Genomic DNA, 12,760 nt, shown 5'->3' with positions numbered 1-12,760 from the left:
TTTCTTGAAATATTCCTCTAAAAGTTTGGCAGTTAGGAATATTAATCGTATCTTTGCAGCGTACTTTTAAGGAACGAACTTTATGGCAGACAACACGATTGTATATAATCATGATGGACTGGAACTTCCTGTTTCTGATTGGATGCATGGTAGTCACTCTTTCTTGGAGTTGACTCATGTAATCCAATCGACTCATGATGCAGCACAAACCTGTGCAGTAAAGGCTATCAATAGAATGCAGACTATGCGTAACTGGCTCATTGGCTATTATATCGTGGAGTTTGAACAACATGGTAAGGATAGGGCGGAATATGGAGATCACCTTCTCAAGAGACTTGTGGAGAAAGTGAATAGGAAGGGATTAAACGTTACCCTCTTCCAAAATTCACGTAACTTTTATCTTTATTATCCCCAAATGATGGAAAATCTTTGGGTTAGAAAATCTTCTGATCAAATAATGCCTTTTGCCTCAATTTATCCGACACTGTCGGATAAATCTATGTTTGGCTCATTTGTGGAAAAAAGTCCGACAGTGTCGGATAAATTCCGAACCTCTGGTAGGTTGTTGATTTCACGGTTGTCGTTTTCTCACATTGTCGAAATAATGACGCAAAGCGACCCTCTTGCTCGCTATTTCTATGAGCAAGAGTGTATCAAGTGTACTTGGTCTGTTCGTGAATTGCGTCGACAGATTAGTACCAACCTTTATGTTCGTGCAGGAATAAGCACTAACCCTGAGAAAATGATGTCTTTGCCTACAATGAAAGGTCATGATTCTAATGCCTTGCAAATCAGAGAACCATTTACTTTTGAGTTCTTGGGATTGAAAGCGCAAGAGGTTGTTACTGAACACGACATAGAGGAAGCTCTGATTTCTCATTTGCAGGAATTCTTGTTGGAATTAGGAAAAGGCTTTTGCTTTGAGTCACGCCAGAAGAGAATCGTGATAGATGATGAGTATTACTATCCAGACTTGGTATTTTATAATAGAGTGTTGCATTGTAGTGTTATCTTAGAATTGAAAGACGAGGAATTCTCTCATGAGAATCTTGGTCAACTCAATGCGTATGTTTCGTATTATAAGGAAAATGAAATGCAGCCTGGGGATAATCCGCCAATAGGAATATTGCTTTGCACAAGAAAGGGTAAGAAAATGGTGGAATATGCGCTTGCCGGTATGGACAATCAATTGTTTGTTTCTACCTATATGCTCCAATTGCCAGATAAGAAGACTTTAGAGAATTTCTTGATGAAACAGTTGCAAGAGCAAGAAAATAAAGGTTTATAAATAAGGTTAGGCCTCGGCTGTAGTGATACAGTCGGGGCTTTTTCATACCTTTTAGTAAACAGAATTTGACCTTTTTTGCTTTTCTTCTGTACTTTCTTGTATAATTGCTGAAAAGATTTGGTGTTTACGAGTTTTTATTGTACTTTTGTATGCAGTAAAACAAGTACATTTATACGGGGTTACTTGTACAACCAGAAGCTTATACTTCCCCAACTCCATGACTCACACCGAACGGTGTAAGCGCATGCATCGGACGAAGTAAGAGCGTGCTGCGTTCGAAGTGAGCTCGTGCACCGTTCGATGCACGTCGCACAGTTCTAGGACTTGAAGCGTATGGCTTACGTACTTAACTGGTTATAACGTACTTGTATGAACAACTAACAATACTAAGCTATGGCAATAAAGTATGAAATCCATTCCATCCATAACTCGAAGGGCGAAGGTGGAGAACAGAAATTTGTCCGGTTGCGAGACCATGAACCGATGACCAGTAAGCAGATTGAAGAGCATATAGAGCAGGTCTGTTCGCTTACCAGAGCTGATGTGCAGGCTGTGATGACTGCGCTGCATGGGTTGATTGTGACCGAACTGTCGCAAGGTGCCCGCTTCTATCTTCCGCAAGTGGGCTATCTCTCCCTGTCTGTTACAACTGAGTTGCCGGAAGGCAAGACGATGGAAAAGGTGACAGGTAATGACATCCGTCTGCGTAATATAAACTTCAAGCCTACTGCCGAACTGCTGAATGAGGTTTCACGGCATGTCAAGTTTGAACGTTCCAAATTCACAACAAGGTCACGGCAATATACCGAAGAACAGTTGTGGAACAAGATGGTAAATTTCCTGAAAGAGAATGAATATATTTGCCGACGTGACATGGAATTCCATTTTTCCTTGCGCCAGCAGACTGCCTTGAAATGGTTGAAGCATTTTACGGAGAAAGGGCTTCTCGTTAAGAAGGGCGCAAGCAATGCTCCTATCTATTTCCTGGCTGAAAAGAACTGAATAAATAAACAGATTAAACCTAAAGAGAACAATGAAAAAAATGATGTTATTGATGGTTATCGCTCTGATGACCGTTACGAGTATGGTAGTAATGGCAGGTTGCAAGTCTGCCGAAAAGGGAAATTGCCGTATCCATGGTACGATGGAGTCGAACCGTTGGGATGGCAAGAAGATTTTCCTTGTGCCTATGTTCGGACTGCAGGATGCTGCCCATGTAGACTCTGTTGTCATCAAGGACGGCAAGTTTGAATTTGTTGCCGATACTGTTGAGATGAAAGTGATTCGTATAGATTATCACTATCGTGATGGCGTGCAGGACTTGCTGGTTGTTTCTGAACCGGGCGACATCAAGGTTACGATTGGTGCCAACAGTATTTCCGGGGGAACTCCTCAGAATGATTCTCTCCAGGTATGGAAAGATCAGATCATGAAGTTTAACAGTGCCTACAACCAGCTTCGTATGCAGGCCCGTCAGGAAGGCTCAGACCAGTTGCTGATGACCAAGGGTAAGGAGATACAGAACCAGTTGAAGGAATATAACATCGCCTTCCTCAAGCGTCAGCCTGTCGGAGTGTTTAAGAATTTTCTTCAGACTATGTATCCTTCAGCAAAGTAAAATATTTGCTGTAGGGGATGTTGATAAATATGGGTACCCCGACTAATCTATTAAGTGCATGAAAAAGTTCATTTCTAGATATGGGAAAATGACTCTGGTCACATTGTTCGGCTTATGCATCTTCCTTTTTTGGTATTGTGGTTATCCACAAGCCTTATGTTACCAAGAGCAGAACCAGCTCTTTCTTTGGTCTGCCGACTACTTTTGGCATGACCTGAGTGTGGCAGGTGGTTTGGCTGATTATATCAGCGAGTTCCTGGTACAGTTCTATTATGTTACTGTTTTGGGTGCTGCCATTCTGGCTTTTCTCTTCGTGGCTTTCCTGTCGCTTACCTATCAGGTAATCAGGAGTTATACAGCCAAGCCGTTGAAGTGGTATGGGATGCTCATAGCTCTTCTTCCTTCTATCCTGTTGCTGGAAGTGATGGGAGATATCGAAGTGCTCCTGTCTTTCCCGATAGCTCTGACCTTAGCCCTGCTGTCAACATGGCTCATGAATCTTGCTACCCGGAGATGGGGAGCAAGGATTGCGTGGGCAGATGTGCTTCTGATACCCATTCTGTTCTGGCTGATTGGAGGCGGTGCAACCTGGCTTTATGTCTTCCTCCGTCTGGCTTTTTTCCTGATGCAGGTGAAGAAAGGCAAGCTTCCTTCCGTTGCGATTGCCTATCCTTTGTCTATACTCTATCTCTGGGCTATACAGCTGTTTTGTTATAGTACCCTTCTGGTGCAATATCCATTGATGTCTGTGATGGCAGGTATCAACTATTATCGCGTGCCTATGCGGTATCCGGGTCAGAAATGGGGATATGACAAGGACCTCTATGCCTTGGTCAAACTGAACGAACAGGTGCGTAACGGGAAGTGGGAAGATATCATCCATGATGCGCAGGAGAATCAGGTGCAGGTGTTCTATACCAGCAACTGCGTGAATCTTGCCCTGGCTCAGACCCGTCAGCTTGCCGACCGCATGTTTTCTTTCTATCAGAGTGGAGAAAATGCCTTGCTGGCTCCCCGTTCCCGTGATAACATGTCGATGTATCCTACGATGGAAGCCTTTTGGCGTCTGGGTCTCGTGAACTCTTCTCTTCGCTATGCCAGCGATTTGCAGGCTTCCATCCTGAATGGAAAGATGAGTGGCAGATTGATGAAGCGCATTACCGAATGTCAGATTGTAAATGGCAAGTATGCTGTAGCCCGTAAGAATATCGATCTCTTGAAGCAGTCGCTCTTCTATCATGACTGGGCTGTGAAGATGGAGGCGATGCTGGGCAATGATACGGCTATCAGTCATGATCCTGATTTGGGAAGGGCTAGAAGAATGCGCTTCAAGACGGAAATGATCTATAGCTATGATGAGATTGACAAGATGATGGGACTGCTCTTCATCAACAATCCGGATAACAAAATGGCGCTCGACTACTTCATGGGGCAGATGCTGTTGAAGGGAGATATCCAGGGATTCATGCGTTATGGCAGTTGGGTACAGCAATATGGTGGCTATATGCAGATGCCTGTGGGTTATCAGGATGCCGTGAAGTGCATACAGAATCAGGGAAATGTACCGGGTTCGCCATACGCAGAATACGTGAAACGAATGATGAGTAAACAGAAAGGAGGCGAAGAATGAAAAAGATTATTTATACTTTGATGATAGTATGGATGGGGATGACCGCCTGTACTCCGTCGGTTGAGAATCCTACCATGGTGAACCGTAAGCCTAGCATCTATCCCGACTATATCGGGGTGACCATTCCGGCTGATATTGCTCCGATGAACTTCAATATCAAAGGTGATACCGTTGATGTGGTGGATGTCGTGGCAAAAGGAAGCAAGGGCGGAGAACTGCATGTCTGTGGTGAATGGGCTGACTTCGATGTGGAAGACTGGCATCAGCTTACTGAGCAGAACGTCGGTGGCAGCATCTCTTTTACCGTCTGTACCCTTAAGGATGGTAAGTGGAAGCAATATCAGGATTTCCAGATGATGGTGAGTCCTTATCGGCTGGATGATTACGGTTTGACCTATCGCCGTATCGCTCCCGGCTACGAAGTGGGTGGCAACATCGGCATCTATCAGCGCGATATCCATACTTTTGATGAAACGGCTATCATGACTGAGACCGCCCTGCCGGGAAGATGTTTCAATTGCCATACAGCCAATCGTACAGATGCCCGGCAATTGACCTGCCAGATACGTGGCGAGGGTGGAGGTACCTTGATTATGAAGAATGGCAAGCAGCAATGGATTGATACCAAGACCGATTCTACCAAGGCTGCCGGAAGCTATGCCTACTGGCATCCGGAAGGCAACTATGTGGCTTATGCTGCCAATGCCGTGCACCAGTGTTTCTTCGTGGGAACTTACAAGCCAATAGAAGTTTATCACGACTTCAGCAACATCGTGGTACTGGATACACGTAACAATCAATTGGTAACAGACCAGAAACTGATGACTCCCGACTGGCTGGAGATATTCCCAGCTTTCAGTGCAGATGGCAATACCTTATATTATAGTACTTCGAAGGCTTGCCGTGTGCCGGCAGAGTATCTGAAAGTGAAGTGCTCGCTGGTAAGTATTCCTTTCGATCCCAGAACGGGGAAGTTTGGAGAAAAAGTGGATACGCTGCTGAATGGTCCGAAGACGAATATGAGTTACGTCTTGGCTCGTCCGTCGTATGATGGAAAATGGCTGATGTATACACGGTGCAGCAGAAGCAATTTTCCTATTGTGCAACCTGATGCAGATCTCTGGATGATGAACCTGAAGACTCGCCAGACCTATCCGCTGGCTGCGGTGAACAGTAAGATGAGCGAGAGCTATCACAACTGGAGTAGCAACTCGCATTGGTTTGTCTTTGTCAGTAAGCGAGGAAACGGAAACTATACCCGTCTCTACATTTCGAGTATTGATGATCAGGGTAAGGCAACTAAGCCATTCCTTCTTCCGCAGCGCAATCCGTGGAAATATTATCATGGGCTGTTTGATGCCTATAATGTACCGGATTTCACCAAGACCAAGGTGGAGCTGGATATGAAGGAAACCCGCAATCAGATCTTTTCGGATGAACGTCCGAAAGTGACGGTGAGAGAATAAACGAATAAAAATTTAGATTGGAGAATCATGAAGAATTTGATGATAAAATCTTGGAAACCGCTGTTGTCGCTGCTCTTCGGTGTGGCGGTAGTGATATTCTGGTCTGTTCCTTACATGAGTGGCTTGTGCTTTCAGGAACAGTATCAGATGTTTCTCTTTGATATCGGCTATTTCCTGGAGCGCATTGTGCTGCCGGGAGGATTGGCTGACTATATCAGTGAGTTTTTGGTACAGTTCTATTATATGCCTGTCTTGGGCGGTACCATCATCGCCCTGCTCTTGATGAGCATACAGGCTATCTCGTGGGGACTAATGAAACAATATGGAATGAAAGCCGTTTTCCCGGGATATCTGTTGAGCTTTGTACCTAGTATTGTTTTATGGTGTGCCATGGGCGACCAGAATCTGTTGCTTTCTTTCGTTGTGGCACTGTCGGGCGCCTTGCTGATGGGCTGGATTCACAACCGGTTCCACAACCGGTTAGTGAAGGTAGTGTTCGAACTGGTGAGCACGGCATTGGTTTATTGGTTCCTGGGACCAGTGGTATTCCTTTATGCCGCCCTGATGATTGGAGATACGCTGATGAAAGGCAAGCAGAATGGACACATTCTTTCCAGTCTGGGTTATTCTGCCTGTCTGCTGATACTCACCGTAGCCTGGATATTGCTGACCACGCAATCGTTGCAGTATCCTTTGTACCGTATCTTTAGCGGACTCAATTATTATCGCTATCCGGGTACGGTTTCTCCGTTGCCTTTGGGTGTGATGATATGGACCGTCGTAGTCGTTTTCTTTGGTATGGTTCCTGATGGACATGCCTGGATTAAGAAGCTGCAGCAATCCAAGGTGGTGATAGCCGTGGCGTATGTATTGGTGATTGTGGCTTCATGGTTCGGCATTAAGGCTTCTTTTGATGAAATGACCTACGACCTGATAGATTATGATTTTCTGGTTCGCACCGAACAATGGGATAAGATCATTGAGAAGGCTGAGAAGAAGCCGGCTACCACACCGCTGGGTGTATCGTGTGTGAATCTTGCCTTGAGCCAGAAAGGACAACTTGCCGACCGTCTTTTCGAGTTCTATCAGAATGGAGGCGAGGGTTTGTTCCCTACCTTTACCCGTGATATGATTTCGCCGGTATCTACTGCAGAAATCTTCTTCCGTCTGGGAATGGTGAATGATGCCGAAAGGTATATGTTCGAGGCGCAGGAAGCGATACCGAATTATCGCAAGAGTGCCCGCTTGACCCGCAGGATTATAGAGTGCGAAATCATCAACGGCAACTATCAGGTAGCTGCCAAGCTGCTCCGCCGACTGCAGAAGACGCTCTTCTATAGCAACTGGGCGAATCAGACGATGGCGCTGCTGGGTAATGAGAAGGCTATCAACCGGCATCCTATCTATGGCAAGCTGCGCAAGTATCGTGAGAAGAAGCAGGACTTCCTCTTCAGCGACCGGGAGATGGACCAGATGCTGGGCTTGCTCTTCCTGAACGATAACCATAACAGGATGGCATACGAATATCTGATGTGCTACGAACTTCTGCAGCGTGATTTGGAGAAGTTCGTGCAGTATTATCCGCTGGGTAGATTCGTGGGTTATGACCATATTCCACGCTCCTTCCAGGAGATTCTCATCGGCAACTGGATGAAGACGCATAGCGATCCGCGTACCATCCCGTATAGTGTGGATGCACAGAACGTGAACAATACGCTCAACTTCATCCAGCTCTATATGCAGAATCCGAAGAATCCTCAGCTTGGTCAGCAGCCGTATGTATCCAATGCCTGGCACTATGTGATGGTGCAAGGGGCTGATGAGGCTGCCGGAAAGAAGGAGGGAATGAAAGAGGTTTATTAGAATGTAGAATGATAATACTGGAATGATATGAAAACGATAAAATCTTTATTGTGCTCTCTGTTGGTTGGAGTGGTGATGGCTTCGCTTAGTGCATGTTGTTACCCTCCGGTGTGGAAAGATGCCAAGGAAATCAATCAATTCCCTAAGATATTCCCCGATTATGTTGGGGTTACAGTTCCTGCCAATATTGCACCGCTCGATTTTAACATGGCGGACGAGGATATTGAGGATATGTATGTATGTGTGCAAGGTCCGAAAACCATAGAGGGGCTATATTCTTACGGCAAGAAGTATGCGGAGTTTGAGGTAGATGAATGGCATGATTTCTTGAAAAAGAACAAGGGTGAAAAACTCATAGTTTCTGTGTTTGTAGAGAAGAATGGCGAAAAATTGAAGTACAAGGACTTCAATATCTATGTAAGCCCCTACGAGTTAAAGGACTGGGGCTTGACTTATCGTCGTATTGCCCCTGGTTATGAGGTGTATGGCAAGTTGGGCATTTATCAGCGAAACTTGAGTAACTTTGAGGAAACGGCAATCCTAGAGAATACGGCAGCACCGGGTGCCTGTCTCAATTGTCATACGGCAAACAGAACCAATCCAGACCAGTTTACCTTCCATGTGCGTGGTGACCATGGTGCTACCTTGGTTTCGCAGAACGGCAAGCGGGAGTGGCTGAAGGCGAAGAATGATTCCCTGAAGGGTTCGATGGTTTATCCTTACTGGCATCCGTCGGGCAAGTATTGCGCCTATAGTACCAATACCACCCATCAGAGTTTCCATGCCGTAAAGGATGAACGCATCGAAGTTTTCGACCAGGCATCGGATGTCTTTGTCTATGAACCTGCAACCCATGAACTGATATTGGATTCTCTCCTGATGACGAAAGACCATTATGAGACTTATCCGGTATTCTCGCCTGATGGCAAGACGCTCTATTTCTGCTCTTCTACTGCAGAGCCTATCCCTAGCGGTTACAAGGATATCAAGTATAATATCTGCAAGATTGGTTTTGATGGGGCTACGGGTAAGTTTGGCAACAAGGTGGATACCATCTTCAATGCCCGTGAACTGGGCAAGAGTGCCACTCATCCTCGTCCTTCGTATGATGGCAGGTACATCATGTTTACGATGAGCGATTATGGCTGTTTCCCTATCTGGCATAAGGAAGCGGATAACTGGTTGCTGGATTTGAAGACAGGGCAGGCTAAGCCTATGACTGCTGCCAATAGTAAAAACACGGACAGCTGGCACAACTGGAGCAGGGATTCCCATTGGTTTGTCTTTACATCCCGCCGTGGTGACGGCCTCTATACCCGTCTTTATCTCGCCTGCATCGATGATAAGGGTAATGTAAGCAAGCCGTTCCTTTTGCCTCAGCGCAATCCGAAGAAGTACTACGACGAGTTGCTGGATTCCTATAATACCCCTGATTTCACTTCGAAGCCAGTAGAGCTGGATGCCCGTGCGGCAGGAAATGAAATCATGAGTGATAAGAGAATTCCGACGAAAATTAAGTGAAGAACAAGGAAGTGAAGAGTGAAGAACGAAGAGTGAAGAATTCAAATGTATGTTTATAAAAAACGCTCCTGTTGCAATATGGTAACAGGAGCGTTTTTGTTTTTTTATTTGAACTGTTCTGCTTCTTGCTTCATCACATTCTCTACATCGATGGCATCGAATGGAACGGGACCGTAGCTCAACTCCGGTACGTTGAAACTCTTCAGACAATCATCGTAGAAGGTTGGTTCCTTCTGCGGCAATACGAAAGGTTTGTGAGCCTTGCCCTGGCTGTCTACGTAGCAGAAGTAAGGCTTGCCGTAAAGACCATCATCGCGCTTGCTGGCAAAGACAAACCATCTGCCGGTATGCGACCAGCTATGATAGGTATCGCTCTTGTTGCTGTTCACGATGCTGAGGCTGTCTGTCTTACCCGTCTGCAGGTCTAGCATGCATAGATCTGCTTCTGGATGCCAGATAGGGAAGGTGCCGTAATCGGCTACGGTGAAGAGGCAGTATCTGCCATCGGGACTTATCTTAGGATGGCAAACGGAACGGGCAGAATAGAGGGTATCTACCTTTTCGCCAAATCTGCCGTTTTCTTCATTGAAAGGAATGCGTACCAGCGAATATTTCAGTCCCTTGAGGTTCTTCGTATTCAACCCTTTCCGGTCGGCTACACAATAATATATATAGGCACCATTAGGCGAGAAGGTCGGGAATGTCTCCAGCTTCGTGCTGTCGCTCGTCAGGGGCGATGAGATGATGGTGTTGTTGTCGAGGTCGGCAACATAGACATCGCTCTTCGAATCATATACTTCCAGACGTTTGTCGGGATCGGCATGGAAGGCCGGAATAATGATATTGGTAGAGAACGTTACGTATTTGCCCGATGGACTAAAACCGTAATATACACTTGAAGAAATCAGGTTGTCGTTCTTCAGGTTCAGCTTGCACAACTTGCCATTGCGGTTGAGGATGGCTCCACCGCCTTCTCCTCTAACATATAGCATGCTGAGGTTCGGATTCTGATTGCCGAAGGCATGACAGTTCATGCAGCGGTTCTCCTGCAGATTGTGGTCGGCGAGTATCTTCTCCTCCCAGTTCTCGATGCAGCGCTGCTTAATCTGGATTTTATTCCATACCTCGTAATCGGGCTCTATGAGTCGGTAGGTGAGGTATGAGTCGATGCTGTCGCCTACTACCTGCCAGGTGAAAGGCTTGAATGCGGTCCAGTCTCCTTCATCGCTTTTGGAATAGATCTGTACCTTGATGTTCTTGTTTACAGCCTTCTGGAGAAAGGCTTTCCACTCTTTTATGTCAAACTTCAGATTCTGACTGTTGCTGGTAGCTGTCAATGTGTTGGCTGCATCATTGGCATCTGCTCCTTCAATGGTGAGAACGGTCTCGATGTTGGTAAGATGCTTGTCGCGTATCTCGAAGTTGAGTGGTGCGATGTTTACCGGAATGGTTACATCGGCATAGTCGGGATACATGTTGGGCAGATGGCTAACCTGCTCTGCGTTCTCATGTGTCTGGGCACATGAAGCGAAAAGGAGGAGACCCGCCAGGGAGCTATATAGAATGTTTCTGTATTTCATTGTTCTTGTTTTTGATGCTGATAGAGTCTTTCGGGCTCTTTAGTTGTTGTTCAACTTAGGTGTCTTTGCCTTGTCAAAGTAATACCAGTAGGTATCTTTGAAGGCAGGGTTGCCGCGTTGTTCATTATATTGGCTGAACTGTTGCAGCACATCCTGTCGCTTGATATACTTGGCCCATTCGCTTGGTGGCGCCTTGGTTCCTGCCAGATATATCGTGAGCGCTTCCTGATACAATTCATCGTATTGCACGTGCTTCTGCTTGAGATAGTAAGCATCGTAGTCATGCTTGAAGGTATCCATGTCCTTCAGGAGAAGGTCGCTGCATAGCATGTAATTGATGGCGTTATTGTTTGCCGGATTGCTTTCCACCAGCTCTTTCATGATGATATAGCTGTTGTCGCTGAGACGAAGGGTATCCTGGGTGTTGACAAACGGGCGCTTGTCAAGATAGGTCTGAAGGAGGGCTTTCTCATCTGGCAGGGCATGAATGCCCAGGGATGCAAAAACACGGTCGGCCCATCTTTGCCATACGAATGTCTTCTGCAGGATGCGCAGATATTTGCGGGTTGCCTGGTAGTCGCCTTTGACGAGATTGACTTCTGCCAGTCGCTTGATCATGCGGATGTTGCGGTTGTTGGGAGAGCATACATTTGCCAGCATGGCTGCTCTTTCGCAGAAGGTCATGTCGCCCAACACCCAATATAACTCATTGAGCGTCTTGATGGTGAGTGTAGGAGTATTGGGACCAAGGGTCTCAAAGGTGCCGAGGTTGTTGTCGGGAAATTTGAGGAGGTTGGCAGAAAGACATTTGTTCTGTGCCATGATGAGATTATAGTAGAACTTCATGTACTGGTCCGGATTCTCTTCTTTCTCAACGATGCGCATCACCTTGTTGTAGTTGCCGAAATAATACTCGCAGTCTACAGACAGCGTCTTTTCCAGATCCATTTGTGGGGCAATCAGTTTGCCAATGCCAGGATAAGTGTAGATGGTCTGGAAATCGCAATAGTAGAGTCGCTTGGTGAGCATGAGGAGGAAAAACGGGATGATCAGGGCGGCAAGACGATAGTAGGTGCCTGCCATCATGATATTGGCAATGCAGCCGGTAAATGTCAAGGCGCCATATACCCATACACCGTATCCGAAGAACCAATGGCAGACGAATACGGAGACGAAGATGCTGATGACGGATACCCAGTTGGCAATTCCTGAACCATTGAGGAAGAGACCCTGCTCGTTCCCTCTTTCTATCTTCTTGATAAACATTCGGGTAGAGATGAGCAGCGAGGTGCTGACACGGAACACGCTGGCTCCACCTGCCACGGCAAGGATGCTGCTCAGACGGTAGTCGTAATGGAAACTGAAACAAATCAGCAGAATCATCACGATGAAGGCGACGGAATGTGCCACCCATCTTCCCTTGATGTCTGCCATTTCTACAGCATATCTGATGTTGTATCCTGTCAGGAGGATACAGAGGGTAAGGATGATAGGACCTGCATAACGGAAATAGTAGAATTGAGTCAGGAAATCGCCTGCCAGACAAGCCAGCCATCCCGGTTTGTCAAGGTAGGTGGTTACATGATCCCACGACATCAGAAACAGCTGATTCTGCTCCTGATAGAACAGGTGATAGGGATAGCAGAATTGGAAGAATGCAAAACATGCTATCGCTCCCAGCACGTATAATGTGTATATGCCTATGCTAGGTTTGTTTGTTTTTTGTTTATTCATGTCTGTCAGTTTATTTCTGCAAAGGTAACAAAAATATATTAGAAAGGCACATAAAAAATG

9 protein-coding genes are annotated in these 12,760 nt (G+C 46.1%); 7 read left to right on the top strand and 2 right to left on the bottom strand.

Annotation, left to right across the window (positions count from 1 at the left end):
* Positions 1–82: 82 nt before the first annotated feature.
* From ACQRBJ_RS01580 to ACQRBJ_RS01550, 7 genes are all read left to right on the top strand, one after another.
* Positions 83–1,288: a PDDEXK nuclease domain-containing protein gene (locus tag ACQRBJ_RS01580; RefSeq protein ID WP_441932568.1), complete on the top strand. Its 1,206-nt coding sequence runs from the start codon at positions 83–85 to the stop codon at positions 1,286–1,288.
* Between the two features lie 393 nt (positions 1,289–1,681).
* Positions 1,682–2,290, top strand: a complete 609-nt coding sequence (locus ACQRBJ_RS01575) for a hypothetical protein (RefSeq protein WP_445302696.1) — start codon at positions 1,682–1,684, stop codon at positions 2,288–2,290.
* A 31-nt stretch (positions 2,291–2,321) separates the two neighbouring features.
* Complete coding sequence (locus tag ACQRBJ_RS01570; protein WP_294969286.1) at positions 2,322–2,906, top strand: DUF4369 domain-containing protein; 585 nt, start codon at positions 2,322–2,324, stop codon at positions 2,904–2,906.
* An 88-nt stretch (positions 2,907–2,994) separates the two neighbouring features.
* Positions 2,995–4,536: a DUF6057 family protein gene (locus ACQRBJ_RS01565; protein ID WP_445302695.1), complete on the top strand. Its 1,542-nt coding sequence runs from the start codon at positions 2,995–2,997 to the stop codon at positions 4,534–4,536.
* The gene (locus tag ACQRBJ_RS01560) at positions 4,533–6,002 is read left to right on the top strand and encodes a TolB family protein (RefSeq protein ID WP_445302694.1); all 1,470 of its coding nucleotides are present in this window, start codon (positions 4,533–4,535) and stop codon (positions 6,000–6,002) included. Before ACQRBJ_RS01565 ends, ACQRBJ_RS01560 begins: the two co-directional genes overlap by 4 nt.
* A gap of 27 nt (positions 6,003–6,029) precedes the next feature.
* Positions 6,030–7,865: a DUF6057 family protein gene (locus ACQRBJ_RS01555; protein WP_445302693.1), complete on the top strand. Its 1,836-nt coding sequence runs from the start codon at positions 6,030–6,032 to the stop codon at positions 7,863–7,865.
* A 27-nt stretch (positions 7,866–7,892) separates the two neighbouring features.
* Positions 7,893–9,386 carry a TolB family protein gene (locus tag ACQRBJ_RS01550; RefSeq protein ID WP_445302692.1) on the top strand — a complete coding sequence of 498 codons (1,494 nt, stop codon included), beginning with the start codon at positions 7,893–7,895 and terminating at the stop codon, positions 9,384–9,386.
* Positions 9,387–9,490: 104 nt separating this feature from the next.
* Here the strand turns inward: ACQRBJ_RS01550 and ACQRBJ_RS01545 are convergent, their stop codons facing one another.
* Together ACQRBJ_RS01545 and ACQRBJ_RS01540 are read right to left on the bottom strand one after the other, a co-directional pair.
* A complete protein-coding gene (locus ACQRBJ_RS01545; protein ID WP_441932566.1) occupies positions 9,491–10,966 on the bottom strand; it encodes a TolB family protein in 1,476 nt (491 codons plus the stop codon).
* Between the two features lie 39 nt (positions 10,967–11,005).
* A complete protein-coding gene (locus tag ACQRBJ_RS01540; RefSeq protein WP_445302691.1) occupies positions 11,006–12,700 on the bottom strand; it encodes a DUF6057 family protein in 1,695 nt (564 codons plus the stop codon).
* Between the last annotated feature and the right edge of the window lie 60 nt (positions 12,701–12,760).

Origin of the sequence: Prevotella sp. SGI.167 (assembly GCF_050313615.1) — a bacterium.
GTDB lineage: Bacteria > Bacteroidota > Bacteroidia > Bacteroidales > Bacteroidaceae > Prevotella.
The sequence above is the reverse complement of the archived record's forward strand: the minus strand, read 5'-3'. Positions and strand labels throughout refer to the sequence as shown.